General features: G+C 63.2%; 14 protein-coding genes. 11 read left to right on the top strand and 3 right to left on the bottom strand.

The genetic code is table 11. The features are described from left to right. The first annotated feature begins 47 nt into the window (after nucleotides 1–47). A complete protein-coding gene (locus P353_RS26740; protein ID WP_034376411.1) occupies nucleotides 48–1,427 on the top strand; it encodes an NAD(P)/FAD-dependent oxidoreductase in 1,380 nt (459 codons plus the stop codon). 1 nt (nucleotide 1,428) lies between these two features. On the opposite strand, the gene P353_RS26735 is transcribed toward P353_RS26740, so the two are convergent. The 3 genes from P353_RS26735 to P353_RS26725 all read right to left on the bottom strand — a co-directional run bounded on the left by P353_RS26735 (nucleotide 1,429) and on the right by P353_RS26725 (nucleotide 5,793). Then, on the bottom strand, nucleotides 1,429–3,099 hold the full coding sequence (locus tag P353_RS26735) for a phospholipase D family protein (RefSeq protein WP_034376409.1): 1,671 nt from the start codon (nucleotides 3,097–3,099) through the stop codon (nucleotides 1,429–1,431). A gap of 22 nt (nucleotides 3,100–3,121) precedes the next feature. Beyond that, on the bottom strand, nucleotides 3,122–4,729 hold the full coding sequence (locus P353_RS26730) for an alkaline phosphatase D family protein (RefSeq protein ID WP_034376408.1): 1,608 nt from the start codon (nucleotides 4,727–4,729) through the stop codon (nucleotides 3,122–3,124). An 86-nt stretch (nucleotides 4,730–4,815) separates the two neighbouring features. After that, nucleotides 4,816–5,793 (bottom strand): NADPH:quinone oxidoreductase family protein, encoded by a 978-nt coding sequence (locus P353_RS26725; RefSeq protein WP_034376405.1) that lies wholly within the window; start codon nucleotides 5,791–5,793, stop codon nucleotides 4,816–4,818. A 123-nt stretch (nucleotides 5,794–5,916) separates the two neighbouring features. Here P353_RS26725 and surE point away from each other — a divergent pair, with 123 nt between their 5' ends. The 10 genes from surE to P353_RS26675 all read left to right on the top strand — a co-directional run bounded on the left by surE (nucleotide 5,917) and on the right by P353_RS26675 (nucleotide 15,944). Further along, a complete protein-coding gene (gene surE, locus P353_RS26720; RefSeq protein ID WP_034376403.1) occupies nucleotides 5,917–6,702 on the top strand; it encodes a 5'/3'-nucleotidase SurE in 786 nt (261 codons plus the stop codon). Continuing rightward, on the top strand, nucleotides 6,699–7,484 hold the full coding sequence (locus P353_RS26715; protein WP_034376608.1) for a protein-L-isoaspartate(D-aspartate) O-methyltransferase: 786 nt from the start codon (nucleotides 6,699–6,701) through the stop codon (nucleotides 7,482–7,484). Before surE ends, P353_RS26715 begins: the two co-directional genes overlap by 4 nt. A gap of 13 nt (nucleotides 7,485–7,497) precedes the next feature. Continuing rightward, nucleotides 7,498–8,358, top strand: coding sequence for a peptidoglycan DD-metalloendopeptidase family protein (locus P353_RS26710; protein WP_034376400.1), 861 nt, complete (start codon nucleotides 7,498–7,500; stop codon nucleotides 8,356–8,358). A gap of 2 nt (nucleotides 8,359–8,360) precedes the next feature. Beyond that, nucleotides 8,361–9,419: an RluA family pseudouridine synthase gene (locus P353_RS26705; protein WP_034376397.1), complete on the top strand. Its 1,059-nt coding sequence runs from the start codon at nucleotides 8,361–8,363 to the stop codon at nucleotides 9,417–9,419. 99 nt (nucleotides 9,420–9,518) lie between these two features. Beyond that, on the top strand, nucleotides 9,519–10,688 hold the full coding sequence (scpB, locus tag P353_RS26700) for an SMC-Scp complex subunit ScpB (RefSeq protein WP_034376394.1): 1,170 nt from the start codon (nucleotides 9,519–9,521) through the stop codon (nucleotides 10,686–10,688). Continuing rightward, entirely contained in the window at nucleotides 10,685–12,283 is a 1,599-nt protein-coding gene (locus P353_RS26695; RefSeq protein ID WP_034376391.1) for a pseudouridine synthase, read from the top strand. Before scpB ends, P353_RS26695 begins: the two co-directional genes overlap by 4 nt. Nucleotides 12,284–12,405: 122 nt before the next feature. Beyond that, nucleotides 12,406–12,831 carry a nucleoside-diphosphate kinase gene (ndk, locus tag P353_RS26690; RefSeq protein WP_003053316.1) on the top strand — a complete coding sequence of 142 codons (426 nt, stop codon included), beginning with the start codon at nucleotides 12,406–12,408 and terminating at the stop codon, nucleotides 12,829–12,831. 132 nt (nucleotides 12,832–12,963) lie between these two features. Continuing rightward, complete coding sequence (gene rlmN / locus P353_RS26685; protein ID WP_034376389.1) at nucleotides 12,964–14,085, top strand: 23S rRNA (adenine(2503)-C(2))-methyltransferase RlmN; 1,122 nt, start codon at nucleotides 12,964–12,966, stop codon at nucleotides 14,083–14,085. A 25-nt stretch (nucleotides 14,086–14,110) separates the two neighbouring features. Continuing rightward, nucleotides 14,111–14,962: a type IV pilus biogenesis/stability protein PilW gene (gene pilW, locus P353_RS26680; protein WP_269799986.1), complete on the top strand. Its 852-nt coding sequence runs from the start codon at nucleotides 14,111–14,113 to the stop codon at nucleotides 14,960–14,962. After that, nucleotides 14,955–15,944, top strand: a complete 990-nt coding sequence (locus P353_RS26675; RefSeq protein WP_052085032.1) for a helix-turn-helix domain-containing protein — start codon at nucleotides 14,955–14,957, stop codon at nucleotides 15,942–15,944. Before pilW ends, P353_RS26675 begins: the two co-directional genes overlap by 8 nt. The last annotated feature ends 5 nt before the right edge of the window (nucleotides 15,945–15,949 follow it).

Here is a 15,949-nt window from a genome sequence, read left to right as displayed (position 1 = left end):
GGATGTTCTGGCGTCCGGTTACAACAGACGCAGAGTCAGGGTCGTTCATGGAAAACGCAGTCAGTCAAGCAGAGCAGGGCGAGCAGCCCATCATCGAATCTCAGGGCCGGCAAGCTCGAAAGCCACAGCCTCCGCGCAATGGGCTTGCGGCCCGCATCGTGGTCGTGGGCGGTGGCGTGGCGGGGCTGGAGGTGGCCACTGCCCTGGGCAAGCTCAAAAGCGAAAGCATTGACACGGTGACGCTGGTGGACAGCGACTCCGCTCATGTCTGGAAGCCCATGCTGCACACGATTGCCGCCGGCACCCGCGATCTGGCGCAGCAGCAGACCACTTATCTCGCCCAGGCCACCGATGCCGACTTTGCCTACCAGCCTGGCGAGATGTGCGGCCTGGACCGTGAGGCACGCGAGATTCTGCTTGCCCCTATTTATGCCCCCGATGGTCGCGAGCTGGTGGCGGAGCGGCGTCTTGCCTATGACAAGCTGGTGATTGCGGTGGGCAGCGGTGCCAACGACTTCGGTACGCCCGGCGTGCATGAGCACTGCTTCATGATCGATTCGCGTCGCAAGGCCGATGCCTTCAACCAGGAAATCCGTCTGCGCATGGTGCGCTGCATGACCAGTGGCGAGCAGTTGCAGGTCGCCATCGTGGGCGGCGGTGCCACGGGAGTTGAGCTGGCGGCAGAGCTTGTTCAGCTTGCAGAAAGTGCCACGGCCTACGGAGCATTGGGCGAGGCGGCCAAGTTCCGCATCGTGCTGATCGAGGCAGGCTCGCGCCTGCTGCCCAGCTTTCCCGAAGAAATCTCCGAGGCCACGCGCGTGCGGCTGCAGGCCCTGGGCGTTTCCGTGATCGTCGGCGGCCGTGTCAGCCGTGCGACGGAGCAAGGTTTCGAGCTGGCCAATGGCGAGCTGATTCCTGCCAGCCTGCGTGTCTGGGCAGCCGGAGTCAAGGCGCCGGAATTTCTGATGCAGCTGGGTTTGCAGACCACGCGCAGCAATCAGCTGCTGGTCAATGACGAGATGCAGACCAGCGACCCTGATATCTATGCACTGGGCGACTGCGCCAGCTATACCTTGCCGGGCAAGCAGGAGGCCTTGCCTCCCACGGCCCAGGTGGCCCACCAGCAGGCCCGCTATCTGATCGAGACCCTGCCCCATGTGCTGGAGCGTCCTGGGGCCAAACCCGTAGGCTTTGCCTATCGCGACTTTGGTGCCCTGGTGTCGCTTGCGCATTACGACGCCTATGGCTCGTTGGGAAAGTTCGGCCTGTTCAACGGCGGTGTGATCCGTGGCCGCATGGCCATGCTCAGCCACATCATGCTGTACCGCTCGCACCAGGCGCGGCTTTACGGCTTCTGGCGCGGTGGCCTGCTGTGGCTGATTGATCTGATGAACGCGCGGCTGCGTCCCTCCATCCGTCTGGACTGAGCTACAAAAGCCCTTCGATGGGCAGCCAGCTCAGCACCCGCACCATGAAATGCTGCCACCAGCTGGTGCCGGGGTCGGCACTGAAGGTCTGGGTTTCATGGGGCGGCTGCGGATTCTGGCCCGTCCAGCTCAGCCTGCCCTGCGGGTCCAGCTGCACCTTGTAGGCCATGCGCGGCAGATGCTGATCCAGGCTGGTGCTGACCTGCTGGCTCAAGGCCGGGTCTTTGATGACCACGCCCATTTCGGTATTGAGCATGGCCGAGCGCGGATCGAAGTTGAAGGAGCCGACAAAGAGCTGCTTGCCGTCGACCGCGAAGGTCTTGGCATGCAGGCTGGCGCCCGAGCTGCCCGTGGTGGCGGAGCTGCCGCTCAGCACGGCAGGTGAGGGGGCTTCGCGCTTGGGAGTCTTTTCGGCAGGCTCGCTCTTTCGGGTCTTGTCCGGTTCGTCGGCTGCGGGCTGACTGCGCAGATCGATCTGGCGGCGCATCTCGTAGAGTTCCACGCCCATCTTCAGCAGCGGCTTGCGGTATTTCTCGTAGCCCGCGTGCACCACGGCCACATCGGTTGCCTCCAGGCTGTTGGTCAGAATGCGTACTCGTACACCTTGCTGGCGCAGATGAGCAAAGGCGTCGACTCCGGCCTGGGTGGGCACGAAGTAGGGTGACACCACTTCCAGCAACTGCTGCGGCTGGCCAATCACCGGCTGGAGCTGGGACAGCAGCAAATCCTCGGGCGCAGCTTCGCGCAGGACCTTGGCCGGGTCGTCGCTGACCAGGGTGGTCTCGGCCCATTGCAGCGGCAGTTGACCTGCCAGCAAATCGGTGCTGAAGCGGCTGCGGCTAACGGCCTTCACATAGGCCTGTGATTCGGGGCGATTCACATCGGCGTGCAGGCTTGCGTAGACCTTGTCCACGGCCTGCTGCGGCATGGCGGGCAGCAGGCTGGCTGCCGGGTAGGCGGATGGGCTGTTCCAGTAACGGTCGAATTCCGCTGCCACCTCGCCTACCACCGAGCCTGTGGCCACTACATCGAGGTCGGCGAACAGCACGCCGTCGGAGGCAGCAAAGTATTCGTCGCCGATATTGCGCCCGCCCACTATGGTCGCGGCGGAGTCGGCCGTGTAGCTCTTGTTGTGCATGCGCCGCTGGGTGCGCGCGAAGTCCGTCACATAGCCAATCGCCTTGGGCGTGCGCAGGGCGAAGGGGTTGAACAGTCGCACCTCGATCTGCGGGTGCTGGTCCAGGGCGGCCAGTGTGGCATCCATGCCGCCGGTGCCGCCATCGTCCAAGAGCAGGCGTACGCGCACGTCGCGCTCTGCCGCGAGCAGCAGCTCATCGAGCAGCAAATGGCCTGTGGTGTCGTTGCGCCAGATGTAGTACTGCACATCGAGCGTGCGCTGCGCAGCTCGGGCCAGCAGGGCGCGGGCAGCAAAGGCGTCATGGGCATCGGCCAGCATGTGAATGCCGCTTTGCCCCGGATGCGCTTGCTGCAGCGGCGCCAGCGCCTGGCCGAGCCGGGTTTGCAGGGCCTGTTCGGCACTCAGCGCCTGTGTGGCAGTGCGATCCGGCATGGGCGGCAGGCCGCAGCCTGCGAGCAAGCCCGCAATCAGCAGGGTTGCCGCCGTACCGCGCCACAGGGGAAGTTCGGGTCTCGAGGCCTGTGTGTTTTGCATGACCCGAGTATGCCGCAGCGCATCAGGCGATCTTCACGGGGCCGGGGCGGCGATCTTCCACCACAAAGCTTGCCAGCGTGTAGAGGTCGCTGTCGACCTGGAGCGGGTTGCTCACGGCACGCAGATGCGTGGTCATGGACTGCGGCGTGATCTCCACGAGGCTGTAGCCGCGCTCCTCGCAGCGTGCGAAAAGCACCTGAGGGTTGTGGGCCACGATGGCATCGACCCTGGCCTGTGTCGTGCCGCTGTGCGAGCTGATGGAGGTGCCGCAGAACTCGCTGGCAATCACCGGATTGGCCTTGTCCGGAGCCTGGTCGGCCTGGGCTGCAATGGCGCAGACATAGTTCTGGTGGATGTCTCCGCCGAGCAGCACGCTGTTGCGTGGCTGGCTTTCTGCAATCTGGCGCACCAGGCGCTGGCGGGCCTGAGGGTAGCCGTCCCAGCTGTCGGTAGACTGCCGGCCATTGGGATGTTTGCGGGCCGCGAACAAGGTGGTCTGCACCACGGCGCTCCAGCGGGTGGCGTCGGCCCTCTCGCGTGCGTCGCCCTGCAACTGCCGGGCCAGCCAGCGCTCCTGATCCCAGCCCAGAAAGCTGCGCATCGGATCTTGCAGGGCAGGGCATTCGGCTGGGTCCACGGTGCCCGTGCTGGCCTTGCCCTCGGGGCGGCAGGCCTGCAGATCGCGGTACTGGCGGCCGTCCAGCAGATGCAGCCTGGCCAGCTTGCCCCACTGCAGACTGCGGTACAGCGCCAGTCCTTGAAAGTTGCGCTGCAATGCGCTGTCACGCAGCGGCATGTTTTCATAAAAAGCCTGCCAGGCCGCCATGCGCCTGGCCAGGAAGTGAGCGCTGTCCCCGCGTCCGTACTGGGCTACATAGTCGTTCTCAACCTCGTGATCGTCCCAGATGACCGACCAGTTGCACACGGCATGGGCGGCCTGCAGATGGGGGTCGCTCTTGTGCAGTGCATAGCGGTCGCGGTAGTCCTGCAAGGTCTGGGCGGTACGCAGCGGCTGCGCACGCGCCAGCCCATCGGGCTTGGCCGGTTGCGCATATTCATAGATGTAGTCGCCGAGAAACAGCACCAGATCGGGCGAGGCCTGGGCGGCATCGGCCCAGGCGCTGTAGAAGCCATGCTCCCAGCGCTGGCAGGAGGCCACGGCCAGGCGCAGCTTGCGTACATCGGCTCCGGCCGCCGGGGCGGTGCGGCAGCGTGCGATGGTGCTGAAGGCGTCGCCACAGCGGAAGCGGTAGAAATACCAGCGGTCCGGGCTCAGGCCGTTGATCTGCACATGGACGGCATGACCCCATTCGGCCAGGGCCTTCGTCTGCCCATGGGCCACGGGCTGGCGGAACTGGGTGTCGTGGGCCACCTCCCAATGCACGGTCTGTGCTGCCAGGTCTGGCGCGGCTGCTGTACCCAGATAGTCCAGAGGCGCTGTGAGCCGCGTCCAGATCAGGATGTTGTCGGGTTCCGGGTCGCCGCTGGCCACCCCCAGTGTGAACGGGTTGTGGGCCAGTGATTCCGTGGCGCGGGCCCAGGCGGGCAGGGCGCCCACGGCCGTGGCAAGGCTGGAGGCAATCAGAAAGCGCCGGCGATCCGGCGCGGGCGTGTGGGCAGGAGAAAACATGGCGATGCTGTGGTGTCGGGGTTTTGTAGCCAGTGGCTGGAAGTATCTCCCCGACCCCACAGGCATCGCCGCGATTTACCGCAGCTTTACGCGTTGACCAGCACCAGCTTGCCCTGTACCTGGCGCGAGCCCATACGCTCATAGGCTGCGAACAGCTCGCTCATGGGCATGGTGCGGTCGATCACGGGTTTGATCCTGCCCTGGGCCCACCATTGCGACAGCTCCTGCATCATGGCGGCGTTGTTCTGGGGCTCGCGCTTGGCAAAATCGCCCCAGAACACGCCGACCAGGGAAGCGCCCTTGAGCAGCGGCAGGTTCAGCGGCAGCGAGGGGATGGGGCCGGAGGCAAAGCCGATGATCAGATAGCGGCCACGCCAGGCGATGGAGCGGAAGGCAGGCTCGGCGAACTCGCCGCCCACGGGATCGTAGATCACGTCGGGACCCTTGCCGTCGGTCGCGGCCTTGATGGCTTCCCGCAGATCGCCCTGGCTGTAGTTGATGGTGACGTCCGCACCTTGCGCCTTGCACAGCGCACATTTCTCGTCAGTGGAGGCCGCTGCAATCACCCGTGCGCCGGCCGCCTTGGCAATCTGTATGGCAGCCGTGCCGACGCCCCCAGCTGCGCCCAGCACGAGCACGGTCTCGCCGGCCTTGAGCTGACCGCGATCGATCAGCGCATGGTGGGAGGTGGCATAAGTCATGATGAAGGCGGCGGCATCGACAAAGGGGAAGTCGGCCGGAAGCGGCATGCACATGGCGGCAGGTGCCAGCGTATGCGTGGCGAACCCGCCCGTGCCCGAAAGACAGGCCACATGCTGGCCTGGCTTGAGATGTTTGACACCTTCTCCCACAGACTGCACCACGCCGGCATATTCCGAGCCCGGCACAAAGGGCAGGGCCGGCTTGATCTGGTATTTGTTCTGCACGATCAGCAGATCGGGAAAGTTCAGGCTGGCAGCCTTGACTTCCAGCAGCACCTGGCCGGGGCCGGGCTGCGGTGTGGGCTGCTCGGTCCATTTCAGTGTTTCGACGCCGGTGGGGGTGGTGCAAAGCCATGCGTGCATATCTTGTCTCCTGATCTTCTTGAGGTGAGATTGGGGGGAATCGGCTCGCAGATGATAGAAGTGTGGTGCGAATGCCGCGTGTCTCTGTCGTGACCTTGGAGCCGCCTACAATCCGCCTCATCCATGAAGATTCTTATTTGCAATGACGACGGCTTCCAGGCCCCAGGCATCGTGGCCCTGCACGATGCGCTGCGCACCGTGGCAGACGTCGAAGTGGTGGCGCCCGAGCACAACAACAGCGCCAAGTCCAATGCCTTGACGCTGAATGCACCGCTGTATGTGCACCAGGCCTATAACGGCTTTCGCTATGTGAACGGCACGCCAGCAGACTGCGTGCATATCGCGTTGACCGGGCTGCTTGGCTACCGGCCCGATCTGGTGGTCTCGGGCATCAACAACGGCGCCAATATGGGTGACGACACGATTTACTCGGGGACCGTGGGAGCGGCCATGGAAGGCTATCTGTTCGGTATTCCGTCGATTGCCTTCTCGCAGGTGGACAAAGGCTGGGCCGAGCTCGAAGCGGCGGCTGCCACGGCGCGTCAGATGGTCCAGGAGATGCAGTCCCAGCAACTGATTGGTGTCTTGCCATGGCTGCTCAATGTGAACATTCCCAATATGCCGCTCGATGCACTCAAAAGCGTCAAGCTGTGCCGCCTGGGGCGCCGCCATGCGGCCGAACAGGCCATTCAGCAGCAAAGTCCACGTGGCGAGACCATGTACTGGATCGGCAGCGCCGGCGCTGCAAAGGACGACTCCGAAGGCACGGACTTCCATGCCACGGCCCACGGCCATGTCTCCATGACGCCGCTCAAGGTCGATCTGACTGATCATGAAAACCTGGGCTATTGGGCGCAGACGGCCAGCAAGCTGGCAGGTCCATCCACCACATCGGCGGCGGCATCGTGAGCGAGCGTCGTCCGCCTCAGGTCCCGGGCTGGATTGCACGCTCGGTTCAGACGGGCACCAGCGCGGCGCGGCCGCCCGTTGCTCCCAAGCCCATCAATCCGCTGCGTGTGGCCGCTTCACCCGTGGGGGTGGGTCTGGACTCATCCACGGTGCGCTCCCGCATGGCTCAGCGCATCGGTGCGGCCGGCGTCAGCAACCCTGCCGTGCTGCAGGCCATGGCCACGGTGGAGCGCCACCGCTTTGTCGACAGTGCTCTGGTCAACCAGGCCTATGAAGACACCAGCCTGCCTATCGGCCTGGGTCAGACCATCTCCAAGCCCAGCATCGTGGCCCGCATGATCGAGCTGCTGCTCGATTCAGATGCGGCACGGAACGGGCAAGGGCGCGTGCTGGAGATCGGTACGGGCTGCGGCTATCAGGCCGCTGTGCTGTCCATGCTCACCAAAGAGGTTTATTCGATAGAGCGGCTGCGCGGCCTGCATGAGAAAGCACGCAGCCATCTGCGCCCCATGCGCCTATCGAATGTGCATCTGATTCTCGGAGACGGCATGGTGGGTTTTGCAAGTGGAGCGCCCTATGCGGGCATCATCTCCGCTGCCGGAGGTGATGTGGTGCCGCAAGAGTGGTGTGATCAACTGGCGGTGGGCGGGCGTCTGGTGGCTCCGGTCGTGGTGGGTGCGGGTAAGCAGGCACTGCTGGTGATTGACAAGAGTTCACACGGTTTTACGCAGACAGTTTTGGAAGCAGTCAACTTTGTCCCTCTAAAATCGGGGATCGCCTAGAAGGGAATAGCTTATGTTGGTATCGCGAAGTCTTGGTGCATGGGGAACGGCCGTGCTGGCAGGTGTCATCCTGGCCGGTTGTGCTGCCCAGGCAAACAGGGCTCCTGTGGAGGATCGCGGACAGTCGGCCTCCTCGTCTTCAACTGTGGACGTCAAGTCGCTGCCCGGCGCTGAAAATGCGGGCAAGCCGGGTTACTACACCATCAAGCCTGGCGACACTCTGATCAGGATTGGTCTGGAGCACGGCCAGAGCTGGAAGGACATTGCCCGCTGGAGCAATCTGGACAATCCCAACGTGATTGAAGTCGGTCAGGTGGTGCGTGTGGTGCCGCCCGGACGCGAGGCGCCTGTCGCATCGTCCGGTTCGGGCCGTGGTGTCGCGCCCGTGGTTGTGGGCGGTGGCAGCGCCGCAACGACGACTACACCCGTGACTCCCCCGGCTGCAACTGCAACGCCAGTGCCAGCCACGCCTGCAACAAGCCCCGCGCCTGTTGCCAAGGGAGCCGATGATGTGAACTTCATCTGGCCTGCCAGCGGCTCGTTGATTGCTGGCTTCGACGAGCAGCGCAACAAGGGCTACGACATCAGCGGCAAGGCCGGCGATCCCGTGCTGGCTGCGGCCGATGGACGTGTGGTGTATGCCGGTGCCGGCCTGCGTGGCTACGGCAACCTCATCATCCTCAAGCACAACAACACCTATCTGACGGCCTACGCCCACAACCAGTCGCTGCTGGTCAAGGAAGATCAGGCCGTGAAGAAGGGACAGAAGATTGCCGAGATGGGCAGCACCGATGCCGATCGCGTCAAGCTGCACTTCGAGGTGCGTCGCCAGGGCAAGCCTGTCGATCCTTCGCGCTATCTGCCCTCGCGTTGAGCATGGCCTCGCAACGCAAGCAAGCCGCACAAGCCCCTGCCCCGCAGGGGCTTGTGCCTTCTGACGCGGTCGAGCAGAGCTGGGACGAAGCAGCCGAAGACGGCATTGCCTCGGCCGAGGTCGAGAACCGCGAACTCACGGTCGCCGCCGAGCATCATGGTCAGCGTGTGGACAAGGTGCTGGCGCTGGGGGTGTCCGAGTTCTCGCGCAGCTATCTGCAGCAGTTGCTGGCCGACGGTGCAGTCACGCTCAACGGCAAGGTTCTGCTCAAGCCCTCGGTCAAGGTGGCCGTGGGCGACCGCCTGCGCGTGGAAATGCGGCCCACCCAGCAGAGCATGGCCTTCCAGCCCGAGGCCATGGATCTGCAGGTGGTCTATGAGGACGAGGATCTGCTGGTCATCAACAAGCCTGCGGGCCTGGTGGTGCATCCGGCGCCCGGCAACTGGACGGGCACATTGCTCAATGGCCTGCTGGCGCGTGACGAAAAAGCGCGCCAGGTGCCGCGTGCCGGCATTGTTCACCGGCTGGACAAGGACACCAGCGGGTTGATGGTGGTGGCACGCAATCGCAGCACCATGGATGCGCTCATCAAGATGATTGCCGCGCGCGATGTGAGTCGCCAGTATCTGGCGCTTGCCCACAAGCAATGGGGCAGCCGCAAGCGCCGCGAAGTCGATGCGCCGATTGGCCGTGACCCGCGCAACCGACTGCGCATGGCGGTGGTGGATCTGAATCTGCATCCCGGCAAGCAGGCGCGTACCGATTTCGATCTGCTCGATGGCGATGCCGCTCACAGCCTGGTGCGCTGCACGCTGCACACCGGCCGCACGCACCAGATCCGGGTGCACATGGCTTCGCTCGGGCATCCGCTGATAGCCGATACGCTGTATGGCGGCCAGCCCGAGGGCGGGCTGGAGCGCCAGGCACTGCATGCCTTCAGGCTGGCCTTCGAGCATCCAGTGACGAAAAAGCCGCTGGTCCACTATGCGCCGCTGCCACAAGACATGGCCGGCGCACTGGATTTATGGGGTCTGCGTTACAATCTGCCAGAAAGCCTCTGACCATCACTCGCATGGCATCTTTGGGGCGCTTCCCTCTCTTCTTAGAATCAGGCGTCCCACCGCAGTCGGTGCGACGGCCGCTCCCGAAACGCTGCGCCCATGAATACGGTAGATGCCAAGCGGGTTCTTGAAACAGCATTGATTTGTGCCCCGCAGCCCGTAACGCTGCGGGAATTGCGCTCACTTTTTGATGATGTGCTGGGCTCGGACACGATTAAGGATTTGCTGCTGGACCTGCAAAAGGACTGGGCCCTTAGGGGCGTGGAACTGGTGCAGGTGGCTTCTGGCTGGCGTTTTCAGAGCCGGCCAGAGATGCGGGTCTATCTGGACAAGCTTCACCCCGAGAAGCCGCCCAAGTACACGCGGGCGACGCTTGAGACGCTGGCCATCATTGCCTACCGTCAGCCGGTCACGCGGGGTGATATTGAGGACATTCGCGGGGTGACCGTGAACAGCCTGATCATCAAGCAGCTGGAAGACCGAGGCTGGATCGAGGTCATCGGTCACCGTGAAACCGTGGGGCGGCCCGCGCTGTTTGCCACCACGCGTCAGTTTCTTGATGATCTGGGCCTGCAGTCGCTGGATCAGCTGCCCATGCTGGAGGAAACCCAGGCCCAGCAAAGCCTGTTCAAGGCGCTGGATGGGGAGGAGGGCGATCAGACTGCCGTGCCGCAGGCCGGCGCGGAGGATGTTCAGCCTCAGGAGGGGGCGGAAGCCGTGGAGCCGGCCGAGGTCGTAGCGGATACGGATGTCGCTGCAGAGTCCGATGCGGCTGAGAGTGAAGTCCTGGGTGCCTTGAATGAGGAAGATGGCGGCGAGGAGCAGCCCGATCGAGGTACTGATCAAGTGGCAGAAGAGCAGGCAGTGATTCAGACGGAGCTCCAGCCTGAGCCCGATGTGCCGCAGCTGGAGTCATATCCAGTTCAAGCGCAGGCTGATTTTGTGCAAGCTGCTACGGAAACAATAGAGACCGCGCTGCCTGACTCGGAGCCTGGGGCGGCTATGGAGCTGCCGTCCGTGAGCAAGCCCAAAGCGGCCAGGCCCGCCAGGACTGCCAAGGCGGCAGAGTCGGAGCCCAAGCCGGCGGCCAAGAAAACAGGTCGTACCGAGTGGGTGGGCCTGAAGGCGTTTCTCGAGGATGACTACGGCAGCGACGACGAGGCCGAGGACGCAAAGACGAAAGCGCGGGCCGACGATGCCGTCGAGTCGGCAGAACAACGAATTGTGGAGGATGACGATGGCGTCATCCCCGAAGGAAAACTGGAATGAACAACGAGACATCGAACCCGATGCCCGAGTCCGCAGCCGCTTCGCCCGAAGCCGAGCCGGTCAAGAAGACTCGCAAGCCCCGCGCAGCCAAGGCCGATGGTGCCAAGGATGCCGCCGAGGCCAAGAAGCCTGCCACACCGCGCAAGCGTGCCGGCGTCAAAAAGGACGCTGCTGCCGAGGCCAAGCCTGCGCGCAAGCGCGTGACCAAGCCCCGCGCGGAAGAACCCGTGGCCGTCGAGGAGCCGGTTCAGCCCGTGGCTGGGCAGGAGGTGGAGGCGCAGTCCCAGGGCCATGACCATGACGCAGCAGATGCAGTCGTCGCGGACGTGGTCGTGGAGAGCGTTGCCGCTTCTCATGGGTCCAAGGGACGCAAGGGGCAGAACATCGACTTTGCCGATGTGATCTCGGGCGACTTCGATGACGAGGAAGAGAACGGCAGCGCCATGCCCGCCAAGCGCGTGCTTGCACCCCAGGTCGATTCTCCCAAGCTGCACAAGGTGCTGGCCCAGGCCGGCATGGGTTCGCGCCTGGAGATGGAGCAACTGATCCTGGAAGGGCGCATCTCGGTCAACAACGAGCCTGCCCACGTCGGCCAGCGCATTCAGTTTGGCGATATCGTCAAGGTCAACGGCCAGCCCATCCGCTTCCGTATCGACCCGCCGCCCGCGCGCGTGATTGCCTATCACAAGCCCGTGGGCGAAGTGGTGACGCATGACGATCCGCAAAACCGCCCTACGGTGTTCCGCAAGCTGCCCAAGCTGCAGCATGGCAAGTGGCAGTCGGTGGGGCGTCTGGACCTGAATACCGAAGGTCTGCTGTTGTTCACCAGCTCGGGTGAGCTGGCGAACTCGCTGATGCACCCTCGCTTCGGCCTGGAGCGTGAATACGCGGCCCGTGTGCTGGGCGCGCTGAGCAAGGAAGAAAAGCAGCGTCTGCTGGACGGCGTGCAGCTCGAAGACGGCGAAGCCAGCTTTGGTGCCGTGGAAGACGGCGGCGGCGAAGGTGCCAACTGCTGGTACCGCGTGACCATCTCCGAAGGCCGCAACCGCGAAGTGCGTCGCATGTTCGAGGCTGTGGGTCATGCCGTCAGCCGCCTGATCCGCATTCGCTATGGCGCCATGATGCTGCCCCGCGGTCTCAAGCGCGGCGCCTGGGTGGAGCTCGATCAGGCCGATATCCAGGCGCTGATGTCGGCAGCCGGCGTCAAGGAACGCGCTCCCGTCGAGCGCAACAACAGCGGCGCCCGTGGTGCCAACAACCGTGGCGGACGCAACAACCGCAGCGGCGGTCGCGGCAATGGCATGAACGCCGATCGCGCACCCCAGGGTCGCCGTGAAGGCGGCGGTCAGCGCCGTGGCGAGTGGGACGGCAATCGTCCGGCACCTAGCGGCATGCTGGGTGACAACCCGCGGAGCAAGTCCGGCGGCCGCTCCAGTGGCTCCGGTGGCTCAGGTCGCTCGCAAGGGGGCGGTCAGCCCGACCCCATGCGCACTTCAGTGGGTTATATCGGCAGCGACAGTCTGTCGCGTGCCCGCCAGAACGCCAAGCGTCGCCCTAGTGGCGGCGGCGGTGGTGGTCGTCGCGGCGGTCGCTAAAAAGGCGTCCGTAAGGATTTGAGTGCTGTCTGGACTTCAAGGTCTATGGCGGCACCGCTAAAATCAACTGTTTTGCTTTTTCGGCAAAAACCCATAGTAACCCTGATTAGGAAATAATCATCATGGCTATCGAACGTACCCTCTCCATCATCAAGCCCGACGCAGTTGCCAAGAACGTGATCGGCCAAATCTACGCCCGCTTCGAAGCTGCTGGCCTGAAGATCGTGGCTGCCAAGCTGGTGCACCTGTCGCGCGGCGAAGCCGAGCAGTTCTATGCTGTACACGCTGCCCGTCCTTTCTTCAAGGATCTGGTGGACTTCATGGTCTCCGGCCCCGTGATGATTCAAGCTCTGGAAGGCGAGAACGCCATCCTGAAGAACCGTGAGCTGATGGGCGCCACCGATCCCAAGAAGGCAGAGAAGGGCACCATCCGCGCCGACTTCGCCGACAGCATCGACGCCAATGCCGTGCACGGCTCCGACGCTGCTGAAACTGCTGCTGTGGAAGTTGCCTTCTTCTTCCCCGGCATGAACGTGTACTCGCGTTAATCCACGCTAGCTTTACAGCATGCTCTCGCTGACGCCAGCGCTTTGCATTCGTGCAAAGCGGGTGTCAGCACTTGAAGATGCTGGCCACGGCGTGGCTAACCCCGTTCGCAAGACGCCTCGCCACATGCCGATATGACTACTAATTTGCTTGATTTTGACCTCGAAGGACTGACCGCTTATTGCGAGCAGCTCGGGGAGAAGCGTTTCCGTGCGACGCAGCTGTTTCGCTGGATTCACCAGCGTGGTGCATCCGATTTCGACCAGATGACAGATCTGGCCAAGTCTTTGCGCGAAAAGCTAAAAAGCCGGGCCCACATTACCGCTTTGCCTGTGGTGACGGAGCATGTCTCTGCCGATGGCACCGTGAAGTGGCTGTTCGATGTGGGTGACGGCAATGCCGTTGAATCCGTTTTCATTCCTGAGGACGACCGTGGCACGCTGTGTGTATCGTCCCAGGCAGGTTGCGCCGTGGGCTGCCGCTTTTGCTCGACAGGGCATCAGGGCTTCAGCCGCAACCTCAATACCGGCGAGATCCTTGCCCAGCTCTGGTATGCCGAGCATTCGCTGCGCAAGCGCTTCGGTACCGAAGACCGCATCATCTCCAACGTGGTGATGATGGGTATGGGCGAGCCTTTGCAGAACTACAGTGCGCTGGTGCCAGCCCTGCGCGTGATGCTGGATGATCATGGCTATGGCCTGTCGCGTCGTCGCGTGACGGTGTCCACCTCGGGCGTGGTGCCGATGATGGACCGACTGTCGCAGGATTGCGCGGTGGCGCTTGCGGTGTCGCTGCACGCGCCCAATGATCCGTTGCGTGACAACTTGGTGCCGCTGAACAAGAAGTACCCGATTGCCGAGCTGCTGGACGCCTGCGAGCGCTATCTGGAGTTCGCGCCGCGTGACTTCATCACCTTTGAATATTGCATGCTCGACGGCGTTAACGATCAGCCTGAGCATGCACGCCAGCTGATAGAGTTGGTGCGCGCGCGCGGCGATGGCAAGAGCTGGTGCAAGTTCAATCTGATCCCGTTCAATCCCTTCCCTGCTTCGGGTTTGTTGCGCTCGCCTTCGGCTCGTGTGACCGAGTTCGCTACGTTGCTGAGCAATGCCGGCATCGTGACCACGGTGCGTAAGACCCGGGGTGACGATATCGATGCGGCCTGTGGTCAGCTCGCGGGCGATGTGAAGGACAGAACTCGCGCTGCCGAGCGTATGGCCAAGCAGCGTACTATCCCGCTCAAGCAGGTGTCTTGACGGAGCTTTGAATAAAGGACAATCAATGAGGGCAGTGGTACAGCGACCGGTTTGGCAACATTGGGGCTTGTTGGCCCGGTGGGGGGTACCGGTTGCGGTCGCGGCACTTGTGGGTTGTACTTCGACAACGACCACCACCACGTCCTCTACGTCCGTGCCCCAGTCTTCCGTGGTTGGCACGGGTGCGACCCAGGTCGCCGATGCCAATCGCCGTGCACAGATTCGCCTGGAGCTGGCTGCCAATTACTTTCAGGCCGGGCGCCTGGATGTGGCCATGGATGAGGTGGGGCAGGCCTTGGCTGCCAAGCCCGATTACGCCGATGCATACGGCCTGCTGGGCCTGATCCTCATGCAGAACCAGGACTGGACGCAGGCCGAGATCGCCATGCGCAAGGCCGTGGATCTCAATCCGCGCGACGGCAACCAGATTCACAATTACGGCTGGATGCAATGCCAGCAAAAGCATTTCGATGCAGCCCAGCAGTGGTTTGATAGAGCCTTGCAGGCTCCGGGCTACCGTGAACAGCCCAGGACTTTGCTGGCCAAGGGCATGTGCTACCAGCAGGCAGGACAGTTGGAGCAGGCCTACCAGAACATGTTTCGCGCCTACGAGATGGATGTGGGCAACCCCGCCGCAGGCTACAACCTGGCAAATGTGTTGTGGCTCAAAGGTGATCTGAAGAAGTCGCAGTTCTACATCCGGCGCTTGAATAACAATAGCAATCAGGCCAGTGCGGAAAGCCTCTGGCTGGGGATCAAAATAGACAGGGCACTGCACGACGACATTGGAGTGCGTCAACAGGCCGATCAGTTGCGCGAGCGTTTTCCTCAATCGCGTCAGTGGCTGGCCTATGAACGTGGAGCTTTCAATGAATGAGGCTGCGGTGGAAGAGGAAACTATGCAAAGCGAAGAGCAGGTGCCAACTCAGGGGCAGGCCACGGCCGGGGTCTTGTTGCGTCAGGCGCGGGAAGCAGCCAGGATGCAGTTGCCCGTGATGGCTGCGACATTGAAGGTGCCGCAGCACAAGCTGCAAGCGCTGGAGGCCGATGACTATGAGGCCTTTCCCGATCATGTGTTCATGCGTGCTCTGGCCATGGGAATGTGCCGGACCTTGCATATCGATGCCGAATCGGTGCTGGCCAAGCTGCCACGCACCGAGATCAAAAGCCTTGCCAAAACAGGTCCTGGCATCAACGAGACCGTCAAGGTGCGCAGCAGCTTCAAGGTCACAGGTACACCGCTGGACTCCGGCAACAGCAGCTCTCGCAAGATTGCGGCAGGCGTTCTGATTTTGCTGGCAGCTGCCGCTGCCGTGTACTTTGTGCCATTCCAGCAGATGGTGGACGGCGCCGATGGGGCAGGCGCGCCAGCGCCGGCTCAGGCCCAGTCTGGCCAGACGGCTGTGGTGAGCGCTGCGGCTGCAGAACCGCTTGCCCAGACTGATGAGGGCGGTGCACAGGGCAGTTCTGCCACACCCGCGGCGTCGGTGACAGAACCTGTGCCGGTTGCTGCTGCTGCCAGCATGCCAGGCGATGGCGCTGCAGCAAGCGCTCCCGCACCTGTGACAGCGGCCCAAACCGCAGCCCCAGCAGCCGAGGCAGCCACGCCCGCGACCGGCGCTGGCGGCCTGCTGGTGCTGAAGGTGAATACCGGTCAGTCCTGGGTCAAGGTCAAGGACGCAGCTGGCAAGGTGGTGCTGGAAAAGACCCTGTCCAAGGATGAATCTGCGACTGCCCAAGGCCAGTTGCCCCTGTCGGTGATTGTGGGCAATGCCAAGGGCACGCAGGTGACGGTACGTGGCGAACCCTTCGATATCTCGAGCACACGCGACAATGTGGCTCGCTTCGAGGTGAAGTAACCGTT

The sequence above is a fragment of the Comamonas testosteroni genome (assembly GCF_000761245.1).
GTDB classification, from domain to species: domain Bacteria; phylum Pseudomonadota; class Gammaproteobacteria; order Burkholderiales; family Burkholderiaceae_C; genus Comamonas; species Comamonas testosteroni_C.
This window is presented reverse-complemented; position numbering and strand designations above follow the sequence as displayed.